Origin of the sequence: Rhizobacter koreensis, from assembly GCF_013366375.1 — a bacterium.
In the GTDB taxonomy this organism is placed as follows: Bacteria; Pseudomonadota; Gammaproteobacteria; order Burkholderiales; family Burkholderiaceae_C; genus Schlegelella_A; species Schlegelella_A koreensis.
On sequence record NZ_JABWMJ010000017.1, the window covers coordinates 1 to 18,527 of the forward strand.

The window sequence follows — 18,527 nt, forward strand, 5'->3', positions numbered from 1 at the left end:
CGCCGAGTGGTTGCGCCGTGGTCTTCTGCTCATGTTCTCTGCTCCTGAATCTCGGGCTCTATCCTCGCCCATCGGAGCAGCCAGTCCACTTTACGCCGTGTTCAGATTTGCGCGGCCGGCTCTTCCGTAGGCGTCGACTCCAGCGTCTTGGCAATGAGTGCGTCCACGCGCGCGTCGTCGATGCTGCGTGGCGCTCCCACACGTGGGGCGTCCAGAAGACCGTCGAGTCGCTGATCGACGAAGCGAGCTCGCCACTTGGACACCGTCTGCTTGGTCACCCGCTGCCGCGCGGCGACATCCTGGTTGTCTGCCCCATCGGCACAAGCCAGCACGATGCGCGCTCGCAGCGCCAATGCTTGCGCCGTCTTGCGGCGCAGCGTCAGCGCCACAAGCTGCTCTCGCTCGACTTCACTCAACACCAGTTGTGCCTTCGGTCTTCCTGCCATCGCCGCCTCGTCGCGTCTGAACACTACACGACTGACTTCGACGGGCATCCATAGTTCAATGAACTTCTAACTCACGACACTAGAGTTGTGTCAGCGGCACGACCCGTAGCTCTATCGGCGTGCATGCGGTGTCCGTTCGAGCTGCTGCGATTGCTGCAACGGAACGTTGAATGCCAAGAATGGGCGGCAATTCGACAGGCACTGCTGCATCGCTTCGCGCAGTGGCCAAGCCGCCCGGTCGGTCTCAGTCCAATGCCGGGCGGCGGCGGACCAGGAGCTTCCAGGTCCCTTCGACGACCACTTCGTCGCGCTGGTTGATGACCTGGCGGTGGAAGGCCACCACCCCGCGGTCGGGCCTGGATGTCCCGCTCTTCGTGGCCACCTCCGCCCGCACGCGCAGCGTGTCGCCGATGAACGTAGGCCGAGGAAAGCGGCACTGGATGTCCAACAACCCCAGCAGGCTGGGTTCGAGGTGCTGATTGAGCTGCATGCGCGTGACGAGCCCCGACATCACCGCCAGCACCAGCAGCCCGTGCGCGATGCGCTGGCCGTGGGGCGTGCCCTTGGCGTACTCGGCATCGACGTGCAGGCGATTGAAGTCGGCCGACAGGCAGGCGAAGTTGACGACATCGGCCTCGGTCACGGTTCGCGTCGGGCTGTCGAATGCTGTGCCGATCTCCAGGTCCTCGAAGTAGCAAGGCTCGGGGCTCAGGGTCGAAAGCTGCATGCTCCTACTCCGGACGTGGCTCGGGCAAGGCCAGTACCTGCTCGACGAGCTGCGTTTTCAGCACACGCCCGGTCAGGTTCTTCGGAACCTCGCTCATCAGAACGACGCGGCGCGGCTTCTTGTAGGCCGCCAGCCGGGCAGCGGCGAAGGCGGACAACTCGTCGGGCGACGGCGACGCGTCCGCATGCGGCACGATCACGGCACAGATCAGTTCGGTCAGGCGCTCGTCCGGCAGGCCGATGCAGTGCGCCTCGGCCACGGCCGGGTGCTGCTGCAGCACCTGCTCGATCTCCGACGCATAGACGTTGATGCCGCCGCTCTTGATGATGTCGCGCTTGCGGCCGACGAAATGCAGCAGCCCGTCGTCATCGACGCGGCCCAGGTCGCCGACGGTGAGGAAGTCGCCGCGGCGCGTGCTTTCGGTGAGCTCGTCGTCCTCGAAGTAGCCGTCGTATTGCGAATTGCTTCGGCAGCAGATTTCGCCCACCTCGCCGGTTGCCACCTCGTGCCCTTCGTCGTCCAGCAGTTTCAGCTCGACGCCGAAGAAGGGCCTGCCGACGCAGTTGCCGTCCAGGTGCCGGGCGACCTCTGCGCCATCCAGGTTGGCATACGGCCCGACCTCGGTAGAGGCGGCATAGATGTTGAGGACGCCTTCCCCCAGGCGATCGAGCAGTCTGCGCTTGAGCGCACCCGACAGCGTGCCGGCCCCCGACTGCACGACGCGCAGGCTCGACAGATCGGCACCGCTCCAGCGGGGATGATCGACCATCGCTTGGAGCATTGCCGGCAGCAGCATCGTGGAAGTGATGTGCGCACATTCGATCGTCTCGATGGCCGTGCCGGCGTCGAAGTGATCGAGCAGCGTGACGCTGGCGCCCAGGTACAGCGGCAGCAGCGTATAGACACAGCCGGCGCTCAGGCACAGGGGCAAGGCGGCCAGGGTGCGGTCATCCATGCCGAAGCGCTGCGCGATGGCGCGCTCCTCGAAGCCGAAGCGCGATCGCAGCGCGCCCTTCGGGCGGCCGGTGGTGCCCGAGGTGTGCAGCATGATCGTGCTGCCCTCGCGGCCGAGGGGCGGTGCGCGATGCGGGTCGGACTGCAGCAACTCGTCCCAGTGCAGGGCACCCTTGGGCGCGTCGTGCGCGGCGTCGGCGAACACGATAGGGCGCCATGCAGGATCGGCCATCGCCGCGGCGCGCCCGCCGAAACCCGAACCAAAGAGGACGAAGCGCGCATGCGCGGCCGAGATCCCATGGTGCAGATCGCTGTCGGTCAGGCGGTAGTTCAGGGGCGCCGGCACGGCCCCGATGCCGGTAAGGGCGAAATAGGCCACCAGCATGTCGGGATGGTTGATCGAGAGCATCGGCACCTTCTCGCCCGGCGCGATGCCCAGCGCCGCCAGCGCCGCCGCGGCGCTCTCGGCACGCGAGAGCAGCTCAACATAGCTCCATGTCTGATCCCGGAAGCGAAGCGCTGGCCGGTGTGGCAGGCGCCGCGCATTCAGGCGCAGTGCAGACAGCAGTGGCATGCCCATCGTTGTCGACTCCTCAGTGGAACGCCGAGACGCCGAGCACCTCGCGCCCGATGATGAGCGTCTGGATCTCGGTGGTGCCCTCGGGAATGAGGCCGCCGCGGGTGTCGCGGAAGATGCGCTCGATCGGCAGCTCCTCGCTGTAGCCGCAACCACCGTGCACCTGCAGCGCCATGCTCGCGACCTCGTGCGCCGCTTCGGCGGCGTAGAGCTTGGCGATCGAGCACTCGGTGCGCGCGCTGCCGCCCTGGTCGAGCGTCCAGGCGGCCCGATAGCCGAGTGCACGCGCGGCCTCGCAGCGCACCATCATGTCGACGATGAGCTTTTGCACGAGCTGGAAGCCGGCGATCGACCGCCCGAACTGCTTGCGCTGCCGCGCGTAGTCGATCGACAGGTCCAGCGCCGCGCGCGCCGCGCCAACCGCCCCCATCGCCACATTGAGGCGCCCGAAGTTCAGCCCCGTGAGGATGGCCTTGAGGCCCTCGCCCTCCTGGCCCAACAGATTGGCCTTGGGCACGATCGCGTCGCGAAAGGCGAGCTGCGAGGTGCCGGTGGCGCGGATGAACATCACGTCGGCCCGCTGCGCCTCGTAAGCGGTCTCCTCGCGGTCGACGATGAACAGGCTGATGCCGCCATCGCAGCGCGCGCTGTAGGTGCGCGCGACCACGACGCCGAAGTTGCCGTGCACGCCGTTGGTGATCCACAGCTTGTTGCCGTTGACGAGCCAGTGGTCCCCCTTGTCCTCGGCCCGGGTCTCGATGCCGGCGACATTGGAGCCGTGGTTCGGCTCGGTGATGGCCATCCAGTGCCGGAGTTGGCCCGCGAGCAGCGGCTGCAGCCAGCGGCCCTTCTGTTCGACCGTACCGTGGCGGTGCAGCAGCTGGGCCAGGATGTTCAGCGAGTTCATCATCACCCGCAGTGACAGCCAACCATAGCCGGCTTCCTCCATCAGGATGGCCCAGGCGACGTGGCTCATGCCGAAGCCGCCGGCCTCTTCGGGCAGCAGCCCGCCCAGGTAGCCGAAGGGTTGGAGCTGGGGCAGAAGGTCCCAGGCGAACTCGCGCTCGCGCTCGCACACGGCAATGCGTGGTGCGACCCGCTCGCGCATGAAGCGCCGGACGCTCGCGCGCAGCGTGTCCTGATCGGGAGTGAAGCCGAAGTCCATGGCTGCTGGCCGCTCAGGTCGCGTAGCGCCCACCGGTGACGTGCAGCGTGGCGCCGGTGATGTAGCCCGCGGCCTCGCTGGCGAGGAAGCACACCGCGCTGGCGATGTCTCGGGGAACGCCGAGGCGCCCGATGGGCGTACGCGCCAGCGCGTTGTCGCGGATCTTCTGGTAGTGCGGCAGTTTGCGCACGCCGTCGGTTTCGATGAACCCCGGCGCGATGGTGTTGACGGTGATGCCATCGCGGCCTAGTTCGAGCGCCAGTGCGGCCGAGAAACCCAGGATGCCGGCCTTGGCAGCCGAGTAGTTGGCCTGGCCCGGATTACCCAGGTGCGCGCGCGAGGAGATGTTGACGACCCGTCCCCACTTGGCGGCGGCCATCAGCGGCGCCACGGCCTGGGTGCAGAGGAACGCGCCTTTGAGCACGGTGTCGACAACCGCATCCCAATCCGCTTCGCTGAGTCGGGTGATGCGGGCATCGCGCGCGAAGCCGGCGTTGTTGACCAGCACGTGCACGCCGCCGAAGGCGTCGACCGCGGCCTGCGCCAGGCGCTCGACATCGGCCCTGCGTGTCACGTCGGCGGGCACGGCGATGGCTCGATGGCCCGCGCCCTGCAGCGCCGCGCAGTGCGCCGCGGCGGTGTCGCCGTCGATGTCAGTGACGACGATGCGGGCGCCTTCCTCTGCCAGCGCGAGCGCCGTCTCGGCGCCGATGCCGCGGGCCGAGCCGGTGACTATCGCGACCCTGTCCTTCAGCCCCAGTTGCATGGCCACCTCCGCTGTCGCCTCGTACGGCGATTCAGCCCAGCAGTTCGTCGTCGTGTTCGCCGATGTAAGGTGCCGGCTTCGGCCGCGCCGCCGGGGTGCGGCTGAAGCGCGGCGCAGGCGAGGGCTGCACGACGCCCTCGCTTTCGAAGAACGTGGCTCGCGCCACGTTGTGCGGGTGCGCGGCGGCTTCGGCGGTGGCGAGCACCGGGGCAAAGCACACGTCGGTATTCTCCAGCAGCGCACACCAGTGCGCGGCGGGTTGGGCGCGGAAGATGGCGGCAATCCGCGCCTTCAGCGCCGGCCAGGCCTTGGGATCGCGCTGGCGCGCGAACTCGCGATCGTTGTCCAGGCCGAGCTTCTCGAGCAGCAGCGCGTAGAACTGCGGCTCCAGAGAACCGATGGAGATCCACTGGCCATCGGCACACTCGTAGGTGTCGTAGAAGTGCGAGCCACCGTCCAGCAGATTGCCCTGGCGTTGGTCTCGCCACAGCCCCAGTGCGCGCAGTTCGCAAACGATCGACGTAAGGAGCGCTGCGCCGTCGAGCACGGCTGCGTCGACCACTTGGCCCCTGCCCGAGACACGGGCCTCGAGCACGGCGCAGACGATGCCGAACGCGAGCATCATGCCGCCGCCGCCCAGATCGCCAACCATCGCCGGCGGTGCGGCCGGCCCGCCCTCCTTGCGGCCGATGGCCGCCAATGCCCCGGACAGTGCGATGTAGTTGATGTCGTGGCCGGCCGCTTGCGCGAGCGGGCCATCCTGCCCCCAACCCGTCATTCGCCCGATCACCAGCCGCGGATTGCGGGCGAGCAGCACATCGGGCCCGAGCCCGAGCCGCTCCAGCACGCCGGGGCGGTAGCCCTCGATCACCGCGTCGGCGCCGTCGATCATTGCCAGCACCTTGTCGCGGTGGGCAGGGTCCTTCAGGTCCACCGCCACCGAGCGGCGGCCGCGATGCAACACGCTGTGTCGACCGGAGACAAGGAAGCCGGGCGAGCCGCGGTCCTTGCCCTTGTCGGCCTTGCGGTCGAGGCGGATCACGTCGGCTCCCATGTCCGAGAGCATCATCGCGCAGAAGGGCCCGGGGCCGATGCCGCCGAACTCGATGACCTTCAAGCCCTGCAGTGGACCCGGCATGCCTTGCCTTTCATGGTGTTTCGTTTCAACCCAGCCAGCGCTTGCGCCGTCGGTAGTGCTTGACCTCGCGGAAGCTCTTGCGTCCGCCTTCGCGGTCGAGGCCGAGGTAGAACTCGCGCACGTCCTCGTTGGCGCGCAACTCGTCGGCACGGCCTTCGAGCACAATGCGCCCGCTTTCCATCACGTAGCCGTAGTCGGCGATCTCGAGGGCCACGCGTGTGTTTTGCTCGACGATCAGCAGTGCCAGGCCCTGGGCCCGCAACCGATGCAGTACGGCAAAGACCTCTTCGGTCATGCGCGGCGCTAGACCCAGCGACGGTTCGTCGATCAGCATCAGCTTGGGCTCGGCCATGATGGCGCGGCCGATCACCAGCATCTGCTGCTCCCCGCCGGAGAGATAGCCGGCCGTGCGTGTGCGCAGATCGGCCAGGCGAGGAATGGCCTGGTACACGCCGTCGAGCGCGAGTCGCATCTGCGCGGTGCTGCCGAACATGTGGCCACCGATGATCAGGTTCTGCTCCACCGTCATGTGCGGCAGCACGCGCCGGCCCTCCATCACATGCACGAGACCGCTGCGCACGATGCTGGCGGTGTCGTGGCCGCGGATCGCGCGGCCCCCAAAGGCGATGCTGCCGCCCGAGACGCGACCGTCGTCGGAATCGATGACCCCGGAGATGGCCTTGAGCGTGGTGCTCTTGCCCGCGCCGTTGGCGCCGAGCAGCGCCACGCAACCGCCTGGCGCGACCTGCATCGACACGCCCTTGAGGGCCAGGATCACGTCGGCATAAAGCACCTCGACATTGAGCAGCGACAGCAGCGTGGCGTCGCTCCCATCCACCTTGGCAGGGCCCGACAGGGGTTCCCGGCGCCGCGTTTCGGACACGGCGGACTCGCTCACGGCGACCACGTTTTCACCACTTCGGGATCGCCGGCACCGGGGCGTCGGCCGCCACGCGCACGACCTTGCCGTCCTTCATCGTGGCGATGTTCACCTTGGCCGTGCCGGTCGGGAACGGATTCTCGGGGTTGAAGTCGACACCCGGCAGCAGGCCCATGAGCTGTGCCGACGTGAAGTTGGCCGACAGCAGAGCCGCGTGGACGTTTTCGCCGGTCGCACCAGCAGCGCCCTTGGCCTTGACGGCTTCCTCGACGGCCCGGGCCCCGACGACGGCCTGCCCCAGGCCGAGCATCGTCATCGCGTTCCAGCCGGACTTGAGGCCGTACTTGGTTTGCAGCATCGTGTAGAACTTGCGTGCCGGCGTGTCGTCTTCGCTGGCATCGGCGATAGCGCCGACTTCGTAGTCGCCGGCAAAGCCGTTGGGGTTGCCCAGCGCCTTGGACGAGCCCAGCACGCCGTTGTGCAGCGACAGCATGATCGGGATGTTCTTGCCCAGCGCCTGCAGCGCGCGCTTGGTGGCTACGGCCTGCGCGGTGTTGGTCTGGATCACGATCACGTCCGTGCCTGCGTTGGCCAGGCGGCGCACCTGCAGCGTCAGGTCGGCGGGCTGCACCTCGGTCCAGATGGCTTCGACGAAAGTGGCCTTGTCGGGATGGGCCTTGGCATAGGCCTGCAGGCCCTTTGCCATGTCGGCATAGGCGGGCGACGCTTCCGAGGTGATGATCGCAACCTTCACCGCCCGCTTGCCTTCCAGCTTGGTCGCGCGGAACCACTCGAGGAAGCCGGCGGCCTCGTGCGTATAGGTCGGGCGCACGTTCAACGCCCACTGCCCGGGCTTCCAGCCGAAGCCGTAGGCGGCGGTGCCGAGCAGCATCGGCACCTTGTCTTCGGGCAGGCGCTGCTGCAGCGCCGCAGCGTCGGGGCCGCCCAGGCCGAACACCATCGCCGGCTTCAGCTCGGCCTTGATGCCGGGCCACAGACTCGCGGTCTGGGCCACGTCGTAGCGCGTATCGTAGGTCTTTACGTTGATGCGCACATTGAGCTTCTCGCCGACTTCCTTGTTCCACCAGTCGATGACCGCCAGACGCCCACCCTGCATGTCGTTCATGACGTTGGCGTAGGGGCCGGCGAAATCCGCCATGGCGGCAATGTTGACCGACGTCTGCGCCGAGACCTGAGCGCCGAGCGTGAGGCCGGCGGCCAGGAACAGTCCGCGTGAGACGAGATGGCGTCGATGCATGAAGATCTCCTCGTGGGAAGAGCGCCGGGATCGGCGCGATGGTGTGGACGGATTCAGTGAGGGAAGGGCCACAGGCGATACGTGGCCTTGAAGATGTTCCAGCGGTGCATGAGGCCCTTGGGTTCGAGCAGCAGGAAGCCCGTGATGACCAGACCCAGAAACACGTTCATGCTCGCGAAGACGACATCGCTGCCCAGCGCGGGGAAGCGCTCGATCAGGTCCGGGCCGACGCTGGTGATCGTTTCCTGGACGGCTCGGATCACGACGGTGCCGATCAATGCGCCGACGATCGAGCCGATCCCGCCAACGATCATCATGGCGATGAACCAGATCGAGTTGAACAGCGTGAACTGGTCGACCGAGACGAAGCGGATCTGGTAGGCCCACAAGCCGCCGCCGATGCCGGCGTAGAAGGCACCCAGCACGAAGGCGCGTGCCTTGGTACCGGCGACGTCGATGCCCATCATGCCGGCAGCGACGTCATCGTCCCGCACTGCCTCGAAGGCGCGTCCGTGCCGGCTTCGCAAGATGCCGAAGGCGCCCGCGACCATCACCGCCGCTGCGACCAGAAAAAGTAAGTACAGCGCGCGGTCGGTGTCGAACACGATGCCGCCCATTCTTGCCGGCTGCAGGCTGAAGCCGTTGACCCCCCCGAGCCATGAAGACGGTAGGTTGAGCACCACGAACACGAACAGGAATTGGGCCGCGATGGTCGTGAGTGCAAGGTAGAAGCCTTTGATGCGCGAAGCCGTCAACCCGAAAGCCCAGCCCACCGAGGCCGCTATCAGCCCGCCCATGGGCACCGCCACCCAAAACGGCAGACCGAACTTGACCTCCATCACGCTGGTGCCGTAGGCGCCCACGCCCATGAAGGCCGCCTGGCCAAGGTTGATCTGCCCGGCGTAGCCTGTGGTGATCTGCAGTCCGACGACGACGATGGCCGTGATGAACATCAGGTTGGCCACCGCCACCAGGCGCGGCGAGGCGAACCAGGGGAAAGCGATCAGCGCGGCGGCGAACGCCGCCAGCGCCAACCATTGGGCGCGCGTGCGCACGATCGCGCTGTCCTGCTCGTAGCGTGTGAAGAAGATGCCGGAAGGATCCATCGAGGTCGAACTCTCAGACGCGCTCGATGCGCTTCCAGCCGAACATCCCGTTGGGACGCACCGCCAGCACGACGAGCATGAAGATGTAGGGAACCACCGAGGCTGCGTTGCCGCCGATCAGGGGATCGATGTAGGCCGATGTCAGCCCCTGCACGACGCCGACGATCAGCCCGGCCAGCAGCAGGCCCCGGATCGACTCCAGTCCGGCAAGCAGTGCGACCGGAAGCGCCGCGAAGCCGATCTCCGACGACAGGAAGGTCAGCGACTTGCCGCTGAGGTAGACGATGGAGGAGATCACTGACAGGATGCCGCCCAGCGCCCAAGCGAAAGCGATGGACCGTCGGACGCTGATCCCCATCGACAGCGCGATCTGGTGGTCTTCGGCCACCGCCGACATCGCCAGCCCCGTGCGGCTGCGGTTGAAAAACCAGTGCAGACCGAGCGCGAACACGACCGCCACCGCGCCGGCCACGGCGAGGGAACGGGGCACGATCATCTCGCCGATGATGAGTGGTTCGAGCGGGATCAGCGCCGGGAAGGCCCGTTCCTGCGGTCCCCAGATCACCAGAACCAGGCCCCGGGTGAGGATCAGGAGGCCAATCGTGACCATGATCATCGAGAACACCGACTCGCCGATCAAGCGGCGGAAGAACAGGCGCTCGATCGCCAGCCCCACCAGCACCGCGATGGCCAGCGCCGCGGCGATGCCGACAGCCGGATGCATGCCGCGTGAGGCCACCGCCCACCAAACGAGAAAGGCGCCGAGCACCAGCATCTCGCCGGTGGCCATGTTGAACACCTTGCTGGCGCGGTAGATGACGACGAAACCCATGGCCACCAGCGCGTAGAGCAGGCCGAGCAGCGCGCCATTGAGTGTGTAATTGAAGAACTCGAGGATCATCGCGAACTCGCGGAGTTGACGTCGGTGCCGACGACCTTGGCGCGCAGAACGCCCTGGCGGCCGTCCTGGTAGGTCACGGCGATCTGGCAGTCGATGTCGGTTTCACCAGCGTAAAGGCCGTCGATGAGAACGCGGTAGCGCTGTTCCAGGAACTCCCGGCGCAGCTTGCGCGTGCGCGTAAGTTCGCCTTCGTCGGCATCCAGTTCCTTGGGGAAGTTGGCGAATCGCACGACGCGCGAACCTTCGGGCAGGAAGGCGTTGATGCGCGCGATCTCGTCGCGCACCAGCGCGCGGATCTCCGGGCGCTGCGAGAGGTCGGTGAAGGTCGAGAACGCGATGCGTCGTTCCTCGGCCCAGCGCGAGGCCACGCCCATGTCGATGTTGACCAACGCGGCCACCCAAGGCCGCGTCGCGTCGCCGAGCACCATCACGTCCTTGATGAAGGGCGAGAAGCGCAGTCGCGTCTCGATGAACTGCGGCGGATACGCGTGTCCGCTGGACAGCTTGACGAGGTGCTCCACGCGGTCGAGGAAGACGATTTCGCCGCGTTCGCTGAAGCGCACCGCGTCGCCGCTGGCAAACCAGCCATCGCGGTCGAGCGCGGCGGTCTTCTCGGGCTTGTTCCAGTAGCCGAGGAAGCCAGTGCCGCCCCGCAGCAGCAACTCTCCGCTGTCGTCGACCTTGGACTCCAGCGGTGCTCCGAACTCCGGTGCCACCGTCAGCAGCGGCCCCACGGTCTCCAGGTCGTAGCGCTCGCCGCGGTGGCCGGCGATGAGGCCGAATTCCGAGCAGCCGTAGATGTTGCGCAAGGGCACGCCCAAGGCGTGGAAGAGGCGGAACACGTCGGGCGCCATCGCGGTGCCGCCGGAGACGGCGATGCGCGAACGCAGGAAGCCGAACTGGTCGCGCACCGCGTGCAAGGTCAACAGCTCGGCCAGGGGCAGCAGCAACCGTGCCGTCAGCGGCGCCTCACGGCCTTCGAGCCGCGCCACGCGCACCGCGTGGCCGATGCGCACGCTCCAGCGGTACAGCGCGCGTGGCAGCCGTCCGGCGTGCAGCATGCGCGCCTCGATCGTCGCGGCGATGCTCTCCCACTGGCGCGGCCCGAACAGCACCAGGTGCGGCGACAGTTCGCGGATGTTGGGCAGCACCTGGTCGGGGCCTTCGGGGAAGTTGACCACCAGCGGGAGCATCAGCCCGAGCGTGACACCCAGCAGTTGCTCGGTGATCCAGGCCAACGGGGTGTACGACAGGTACTCCATCCCGGGTTCGAGCGGCAGCGCGCTTAGCATGCGGCTGGCGTTGTCCACGAGCCATTGGTGGCTGACCATCACGCCCTTGGGCTTGCTGGTGGTGCCCGAGGTGTAGGTCAGCAGCGCCAGGTCGTCGGCGCGGCCGGCCTCGACGATCTCCGCGAAGCGGGCGGGGTGCCGCTCATGTTCCTTGCGACCCGCGGCACACAGCGGCTCGAAGGCATGCAGCAGATCGTGCCGGTACGACCACATGCCCGAATCGTCCCAGTAGGCGATGCCGCACAGCCCGGGGAGTCTGTCGGCAATGGCCAGAGCCTTGTCGACCTGCTCCTGGTCCTGCGCGAAGATGAACCGTGCCTGAGAGTCTTCGCACAGGTAGAGCAACTCGTCCGTGGTCGCATCGGGATACACGGAGACGGTCTTCGCGCCCAGTGACTGGGCGGCGAACATCGACCAGAAATGCTCGGGCTCGTTCTCGCCGATGACCACCGCCGTGTCGCCGCGCTGCAGGCCGAGCGCTGCCGCGCCGAGCGCGAGCGGGCGCACCGTTTCGAGCACGTCGGCCCAGGTGTGACAGCGCCAGACGCCTTTGCGCTTGACTCGCTGGGCGAGCTGCTGAGGCCGGCTGCTGGCATGGCCCAGCAGCATCTGCGGCAGCGTCTGTGTCCGGGCGATGGCCGGGGTGGATGCACCTTTGTAAGGCTTGGCCTTCAGCGGCGTTGCCTGCGGCGCTTGTTTCAGGATGGCTTGCGGCTTGTTCACGCGGCGGCCCCGAGATAGGCCTGGATCACTGCCGGGTCCGCCTGCACCTGCGCGGGAGTGCCATCGGCGATCTTGCGCCCGAAATCGAGTACGGCCACGCGGTCGGCCAGGTCCATCACCACCCCCATGTCGTGCTCGACCAGCACCACGGGGATGCGGCGCGCCTCGCGCACGTCGATGACGAAGCGGGCCAGGTCTTCCTTCTCCTCGGTGTTCATGCCGGCCATCGGCTCGTCCATCAGCAGCACTTTCGGCTCCATGGCCAGCGCACGACCGAGGTCCACACGCTTGCGCAGGCCGTAGCCGAGCGAACCCACCGGCTGGTGGCGGATGTTCTCGATCTCGAGGAATTCGACGATGTCCTCGGCCACTTCGCGGTGCCGCGCCTCTTCGCGCTGCGTCCAGGGAAAGTAGACGAAGGCCTGCGCGAGGCTGGATCGCATGCGCGAGTGCCGTCCGATCAGGATGTTGTCGAGCACGGTCATGTGCGGAAACAGGTGCGTGCCCTGGAACGTGCGTACGACACCGTCGCGGGCGATCGCGTGCACCGCGCAGCCGAGGATGTCGCGGCCTTCATAGGTGAGTTGCCCCTGCTGCGGACGGTAGAAGCCGCTGAGCACGTTCAGCAGCGAGCTCTTGCCGGCCCCGTTCGGGCCAATCACGGCGAGCATCTCGTCGGCACGCACTTCGATGCTCACGTCCGACAGCGCCGTGACACCGCCGAAGCGCAAGGTCACACTGTCGGCTTTCAGCACCACGGAAGCGGTGGTCGTGGGCGCTTGGACTGGAGACGTCACGTCAGGAGAACGCGTTGAGACCGGTCAGCGCCCGGCCGATGATCAGCTTCTGGATCTCGGTCGTGCCGTCGGGGATGGTCATCATGCGCGCATTGCGGAACAGCAGTTCGACGCCGAAGTCCTTGGTGATGCCGTTGCCGCCGTGGATCTGCACGGCCTTGGAGGCCACGTCCACCGCGATCTCGGTGGCATAACACTTGGCCATTGCGCTCTCGACTTCGCTGCGCACGCCATGGTCGATCAAATTGAAGGCGCGGTAGATCAGCAGCCGCGCCGCGTCGAGCTGGATGGCCGCGTCGGCGAGCATGCCCTGGATGAGCTGGTGCTGGCCGATCGGCTTGCCGTGCTGGCGGCGCTCCTTTGCGTAGGCGACGGCCTTGTTCAGGGCCGCCTGCGCGATGCCCACCGAGGTCAGGCCGACCATCGGCCGCGCCTTCTCGAACAGCACGAGCGTGTTCTTCAGTCCGGTGCCGGCCTGGATCATCATGTTGCCGGCCGGCACGCGCACGTTGTCGAAGAACAACTGCGCGGTGGAGGTGCTGTTCAAGCCCAGCTTGTCGATGTTGCGGCTTTCGTAGCCGTGCTCTTGCCGGTCGACCAGGATCATCGACAGGCCGCGTGCGCCGTCGTCCGAGGTCCGCACGATGACCATGCAGAAGTCGGAGTAGTGACCGTTGGAGATCCAGGTCTTCTCTCCGTTGACGATGTAGTGATCGCCGTCGGCCTTGGCGCGGCAAGTGACCTCGGCCACGTTGGAGCCCACGCCCGGCTCGCTGATGCCGCTGCAGGCGATGATCTCGGCGCGCACCATGCGCGGCAGGTACTTCTGCCGCATCGCGTCGTTGGTGCAGACCTCCAGCGAGTAGGCACCGAGCTGCTGGATCAGCAACGAGATCGCCACGTCACCCGATACGCGGGCGAGGTTGTCGTACATCATCGCGTAGGTCAGCCAGGGCATGCCCATGCCGCCGTGGGCCTCCGAGATCAGGCCGTTGCCACCCATGCCGTAGGGCAGCATCATCTGGAAGATCTCCAGCATGCGCTCTTTCTCGATCAGCTTGTCCGGCTGGTAGCGGCGCACGATGGGCTCGAGCTTGGTCTCGAGAAAGCGGTTGAAGCCCTCGACAGCGAGGCGTTGTTCGTCGGTCGGCAGGAAGTTCATCGTTGGCTCGGTATGTCGGTGCGTTTGGCTCGGGGGCGCTCAGCGCGCGCTCATGCGTGCGCCGGCATCGATGTGCAGGCAGGTGGCGTTGATGTAGGCGTTCTCGACCACGCTGCGAACCAGCAGCGCCAACTCTGCGGGACTGCCCATGCGGCGAGGAAACAGGATCATGCGGTCGACGATCGCCTGGGCGACCTTCTGGGGCAGACCGGCGACCATCGGCGTGTCGAACAGCCCAGGCGCCACGGCCACGCAGCGAATGCCGTGGTCGGCCAGGTCGCGCGCCACGGGCAAGGTCAGGCCGATGACGCCAGCCTTGCTGGCGGCATACGCCGCCTGCCCCATCTGCCCGTCCTGCGCGGCGCCCGATGAGAGGTTGACGATCACGCCGCGCTCCCCGTCCTCGGGTTCGTTGCGCGTCATCGCCACTGCGGCCAGGCGCAGCACGTTGAAGGTGCCTGTCAAGTTGACGGCGATGACCTTGTCCCAGATCGCCAACGGGAAGGGCTTGCCATCGCTCACGGTCTTGGCGGCGTCCGGCACGCCGGCGCAGTTCACGCAGACGTGGACGGCGCGGAACCGGCCGAGTGCCTGGTCAATGCCGGCCTGGACCTGGGCCTCGCTGGTTACATCCACCGGGACGAACAACGCAGCGTCGCCGGCGCCAGCGGCCACCTCGGTGCCGCGCTCGGCATCGCGGTCGAAGAGCACCACGCGGGCGCCGGCAGCCAGAAGTGTCTCGGCGACGGCGCGGCCGAGTCCGGAGGCGGCTCCGGTGACGACAGCGACCTTGCCCGACGGATTCATGCCCGGCGCTCCGTCAGCGGCCGAGGATGGTGATCGCGCAGACGGCCTCCTCGATGCCGTACAGGCCGCCGCCGTTCTCGGCCATGGCCAGCCGGGCGCCCTGCACCTGGCGAGCGCCGGCCTCGCCGCGCAGCTGCGTCACCAGCTCGTGCAACTGGCCGATGCCGGTGGCGCCGATCGGGTGGCCCTTGGATTCCAACCCGCCGGAGGTGTTGATCGGGATGCGTCCGCCAATCGTGGTGGCACCACTCTCGGCCAGCGCGCCGCCGGCGCCGAATTCGCAGAAGCCCAGGTTCTCCGACTGCACGATCTCCCCGATGGCGGTGGCGTCGTGCACCTCGGCCACAGAGATCTCCTGCGGCCCCACGCCGGCGCGCTCGTAGGCCAGTTTGGACGCCTTGACGGTGATGTGCTGGCCGACATCCTCCGGTTTGCGCGTGGTGCCGGTGGCCACCACCGAGGCGAGCACGCGGACCGCGCGGCGCCGGTCGGCCAGGCGGGCCAGCGCTGCCTCCGAGCAGACGACGGCGGCCGCGGCCCCGTCGCTGATCGGCGCGCACATCGGCAGCGTCAGCGGGTAGGTGATCGGTGGCGCGTCGAGCACCTGCTCGATCGTGTAGGTGTTGCGGTACTGTGCCAGCGGGTTGTGCGCCGAGTGGCCGTGGTTCTTGGCCGCCACCGCGGCGAACTGTCGCTGCGTGGTGCCGAACTCGCGCATGTGGAAGCGCCCGAACGCGGCATAGATGTCCATGAACAGGCTGTACGGCGCCTTCGAGGTGCTCCCCTCGGGCGGCTCGATGCCGCTGCCCATGGCCAGGAGTGTCGTCTTGTTGCCCTCGATGTTCTGCAGATCCCAGGCGCCATCGAAGACGCTGAACATCTTGGCCTTGTCAGCGCAGAACATCTTCTCGGCGCCGATCGCGAGGGCCACCTCCACTTCGCCCGAGCGCACGGCCTGCACCGCCAGGTTGAAGGCAGAGCTGGCGCTGGCACAGGCGTTCTCGAGGTTGTAGACCGGAATGCCCTCGATGCCCAACGGGCGCAGCGCGATCTGCCCGCGCACCATGGTCTGGCCCTCCAGCACACCCTGGGTGGCGTTGGAGAAGTAGGCGGCCTGGATGTCGGCGGTCGCGAGCCCGGCGTCGGCGAGCGCGGCGTTCACCGCATCGGCCGTAAGCTGCTTGATGCTGCGGTCAAGGAACTTGCCGGTCGGGGTCATGCCGACGCCGGCGACGTAGACGGAAGGAAGGACGACGGTGCTCATCGGACGCTCCATGGCGTGTGTCAGTAGCCCTTGAACTCGGGCTTGCGCTTGCCGACGAAGGCGGCGAGCCCTTCGCGGATGTCGTGCGAGTGGCGGTGGGCGTCGAGCACCAGCCGTTCCAGCCGCAGGGCGGTGGCCTGGGGCTGCTCCAACCCATCAGCCACGGCCTGCTTCATGCGGCGCAGTACGAGCGGGCTCTTGGCGGCGATGCCGGCGGCCAGCCTGTCGACCTCGGTCGTGAGCTCGGTGTCGGGCACGACCCGGTTCACGAGCCCGAGAGGCACCAACTCGGCCGCGGGCATCGTGTCGCCGGTGAACAGCAGGTACTTGGCCGCCGTCGGCCCGATGCGCCGCGGCAGCACGGCGGCACCGCCGGCTCCCGGGAAGACACCGAAGTTGGCGTGGGCGTCGCCGATGCGTGCGCTCCCGGCGGCGACGATCAGGTCGCAGGCCATCGCGAGTTCGAGGCCACCGGCCATCGTCAGACCGTTGAGCGCGGCGATCGTCGGTTTGGGCAAGGCGCGCAGTCGATCGATCATGCCTGCGACGCGATCGAGGAAAGCGTTCAGCGGATCCTCGGCTTCCGGCGTGGCGGTGCCGCCCTCGAACACACCTTTGAGGTCTGCACCGGCGCAGAAGGCCTTGCCCGCGCCGGTGAGCACGACGACCCGCACGCCGCGATCACGCTCGATGCGACCGACCGCGTCGGCGAGTTCGTCGCACAGCACGTCCGACAGCGCGTTCATCGCCTCGGGCCGGTTCAGCGTGAGCCAAACCGTCTGCGCGCGCTGTTCGTAACGCAGTGCGGAATATGGATCCAAGACTGTCTCCGTGCTGGATTCTTATGGGTGGCTCCCGAGGGCGGGAGCGCGGATCACATCGGAAAGGATAAAGGGGCATTGTGAAACTGTCAAGCGTTAGGTAGACTTCTGGCTCCGACCAAGCGCCGGCGTGGCCAGCGCAAGTCGGTCATCCGAAACCAAGAGATGCGAAGTGAGGCATTGCCCCTGACCGTGGCCGATCTGTTGCGCAAGCAGGTGGCCGTGCGGCCCGATGCGCCCGCGCTGCAGGACTCACAGGGCGCGTTGAACTACGCAGGGCTCGACCGGTGGGTCAGCCGTATCGCGCAGGCCCTGCTCGCCAGCGGTGTCCGGGCCGGCGAACGCATCGCCGTGCTCGCGGAGAACCGGCGCGAATACATCGGGCTGCAGCTGGCAGTCGCCAAGATCGGCGCGATCGTCGCCTGCCTGAACTGGCGGCTGGCCGACGCCGAAGCCTCGCACTGCCTGAGGCTCGTGTCCCCGCACCTGGTGTTCGTGTCGCGGCGTCATGCCGACGTGCTCGTGCGCATCGGCTGGACGGAGTGCCCGGTGGTCGGGCTCGACGCCGAGTTCGACGGTTTCGTGGCCGCCGGCATCGAGACCGACCCCTTGATCGAGGTCGACGCCGAACAGGGCTTGGTGATCCTCTACACCAGCGGGACCACCGGCCTGCCCAAGGGGGCCGTGATCAGCCAGCGCGCGATGGTGGCGCGCGCGATGTGCTTCGCTGCCGAGTACGGCATCACCGCCGAACACGCCTATGTGGCCTGGAGTCCGCTGTTCCACATGGCCGCGACCGACTTCAGCCTGGCCACGCTGATGCTTGGGGGCAAGGTCATCGTGCAGGACGGCCTGGACGTCGATCGCCTCTGCGCGACGATCGAGGGCGAGACGATCGGCTGGTTGGTCGCGATGCCCGGCATGATCGCCCCCCTCATTGATGGCCTACGGCGCAATCGCACGCGGCCACGCGGCGTGCGGCTGGTGGGCGCGATGGCCGATCTGGTGCCGCTGCAGCAAATCGCCGAGTTGACCGGGCTGCTCGGCGCGCCCTACATCAACAGCTTCGGCGCCACCGAGACCGGCCTCGCGCCGGCCTCTGGTGCGCTGCTGGCGCCGGGCGTGGTGCCCGCGACCCTGGCCAAGCGCGAGTCGGGCTTCTGCCGCCTGCGCCTGGTGGACGCCGAGGAGCGCGACGTGCCGGTGGGAACGCCCGGCGAGGCGGCGCTGCGCGGTCCGACGCTGTTTTCCGGCTACTGGAATGCGCCGGAAGCGAACACGCACGACTTCCGCGGCGGCTGGTTCCACATGGGCGACCTGTTCGTGCGCCGTGCCGACGGTTTGCTGGACTTTGTCGACCGCGCCAAATACCTGATCAAGTCCGGCGGCGAGAACATCTATCCCGCCGAGGTGGAGCGCGTGCTGCTGGCCCAGCCCGGCGTGGCGGACGCCGTGGTGGTGCGCCGGCGCGACGAGCGATGGGGCGAGGTGCCGGTGGCCTTCGTTGCCCTGCAGCCGGACGCGAGCGTCGACCGCGAGGCCTTGCTCTCGGGCTGCCGCGGGCAACTCGCCGGGTTCAAGGTCCCCAAGGAGATCCGTTTCGTCGAGCCGGCGTCGTTCCCGCGCAGCAGCACCGGCAAGATCCAGCGCCACGAGGTGGAGCGCCAATGGCTCGCCGCCTGAAATCCGCCGAGGCTGCGCGCCGTCCCGGCGGGCCCCTTCCGTATCCGCACAACCGTCACG

16 protein-coding genes and 1 pseudogene are annotated in these 18,527 nt (G+C 67.6%); 1 reads left to right on the plus strand and 16 read right to left on the minus strand.

All coding sequences use genetic code 11. The features are described 5' to 3' along the window. Positions 1-128: 128 nt before the first annotated feature. The 16 genes and pseudogenes from HQN59_RS23810 to HQN59_RS23885 form a co-directional block, all read right to left on the minus strand. Positions 129-446: pseudogene (locus HQN59_RS23810) on the minus strand (helix-turn-helix domain-containing protein); the annotation flags it as partial. 244 nt (positions 447-690) lie between these two features. Next, the gene (locus HQN59_RS23815) at positions 691-1,173 is read right to left on the minus strand and encodes a MaoC/PaaZ C-terminal domain-containing protein (RefSeq protein ID WP_176071643.1); all 483 of its coding nucleotides are present in this window, start codon (positions 1,171-1,173) and stop codon (positions 691-693) included. A 4-nt stretch (positions 1,174-1,177) separates the two neighbouring features. After that, positions 1,178-2,707 (minus strand): class I adenylate-forming enzyme family protein, encoded by a 1,530-nt coding sequence (locus tag HQN59_RS23820; RefSeq protein WP_176071644.1) that lies wholly within the window; start codon positions 2,705-2,707, stop codon positions 1,178-1,180. A gap of 13 nt (positions 2,708-2,720) precedes the next feature. Further along, positions 2,721-3,869, minus strand: a complete 1,149-nt coding sequence (locus HQN59_RS23825) for an acyl-CoA dehydrogenase family protein (protein WP_176071645.1) — start codon at positions 3,867-3,869, stop codon at positions 2,721-2,723. 13 nt (positions 3,870-3,882) lie between these two features. After that, complete coding sequence (gene fabG, locus HQN59_RS23830; protein WP_176071646.1) at positions 3,883-4,635, minus strand: 3-oxoacyl-ACP reductase FabG; 753 nt, start codon at positions 4,633-4,635, stop codon at positions 3,883-3,885. Positions 4,636-4,666: 31 nt separating this feature from the next. Next, a complete protein-coding gene (locus HQN59_RS23835) occupies positions 4,667-5,773 on the minus strand; it encodes a CaiB/BaiF CoA transferase family protein (protein ID WP_176071696.1) in 1,107 nt (368 codons plus the stop codon). A 25-nt stretch (positions 5,774-5,798) separates the two neighbouring features. Then, the gene (locus HQN59_RS23840) at positions 5,799-6,680 is read right to left on the minus strand and encodes an ABC transporter ATP-binding protein (RefSeq protein WP_342451296.1); all 882 of its coding nucleotides are present in this window, start codon (positions 6,678-6,680) and stop codon (positions 5,799-5,801) included. A gap of 4 nt (positions 6,681-6,684) precedes the next feature. Then, positions 6,685-7,911: an ABC transporter substrate-binding protein gene (locus HQN59_RS23845; protein WP_176071647.1), complete on the minus strand. Its 1,227-nt coding sequence runs from the start codon at positions 7,909-7,911 to the stop codon at positions 6,685-6,687. Positions 7,912-7,964: 53 nt separating this feature from the next. Then, positions 7,965-8,966: a branched-chain amino acid ABC transporter permease gene (locus HQN59_RS23850; protein ID WP_342451297.1), complete on the minus strand. Its 1,002-nt coding sequence runs from the start codon at positions 8,964-8,966 to the stop codon at positions 7,965-7,967. A 64-nt stretch (positions 8,967-9,030) separates the two neighbouring features. Continuing rightward, a complete protein-coding gene (locus HQN59_RS23855) occupies positions 9,031-9,918 on the minus strand; it encodes a branched-chain amino acid ABC transporter permease (protein WP_176071649.1) in 888 nt (295 codons plus the stop codon). Beyond that, positions 9,915-11,933, minus strand: a complete 2,019-nt coding sequence (locus tag HQN59_RS23860; RefSeq protein ID WP_342451298.1) for an AMP-dependent synthetase/ligase — start codon at positions 11,931-11,933, stop codon at positions 9,915-9,917. The genes HQN59_RS23855 and HQN59_RS23860 overlap by 4 nt, the downstream gene beginning before the upstream one ends. Next, a complete protein-coding gene (locus tag HQN59_RS23865) occupies positions 11,930-12,691 on the minus strand; it encodes an ABC transporter ATP-binding protein (protein ID WP_425342770.1) in 762 nt (253 codons plus the stop codon). The genes HQN59_RS23860 and HQN59_RS23865 overlap by 4 nt, the downstream gene beginning before the upstream one ends. 40 nt (positions 12,692-12,731) lie before the next feature. Continuing rightward, positions 12,732-13,892, minus strand: coding sequence for an acyl-CoA dehydrogenase family protein (locus tag HQN59_RS23870; RefSeq protein WP_176071651.1), 1,161 nt, complete (start codon positions 13,890-13,892; stop codon positions 12,732-12,734). Between the two features lie 39 nt (positions 13,893-13,931). Next, positions 13,932-14,699: an SDR family NAD(P)-dependent oxidoreductase gene (locus HQN59_RS23875; protein WP_176071652.1), complete on the minus strand. Its 768-nt coding sequence runs from the start codon at positions 14,697-14,699 to the stop codon at positions 13,932-13,934. 13 nt (positions 14,700-14,712) lie between these two features. After that, entirely contained in the window at positions 14,713-15,963 is a 1,251-nt protein-coding gene (locus HQN59_RS23880) for a thiolase family protein (protein WP_176071653.1), read from the minus strand. 20 nt (positions 15,964-15,983) lie between these two features. Next, entirely contained in the window at positions 15,984-16,784 is an 801-nt protein-coding gene (locus tag HQN59_RS23885; protein WP_246295128.1) for an enoyl-CoA hydratase/isomerase family protein, read from the minus strand. Positions 16,785-16,976: 192 nt separating this feature from the next. Between HQN59_RS23885 and HQN59_RS23890 the strand changes: the two genes are divergently transcribed. Next, complete coding sequence (locus tag HQN59_RS23890) at positions 16,977-18,467, plus strand: class I adenylate-forming enzyme family protein (protein ID WP_342451299.1); 1,491 nt, start codon at positions 16,977-16,979, stop codon at positions 18,465-18,467. Positions 18,468-18,527 lie beyond the last annotated feature (60 nt).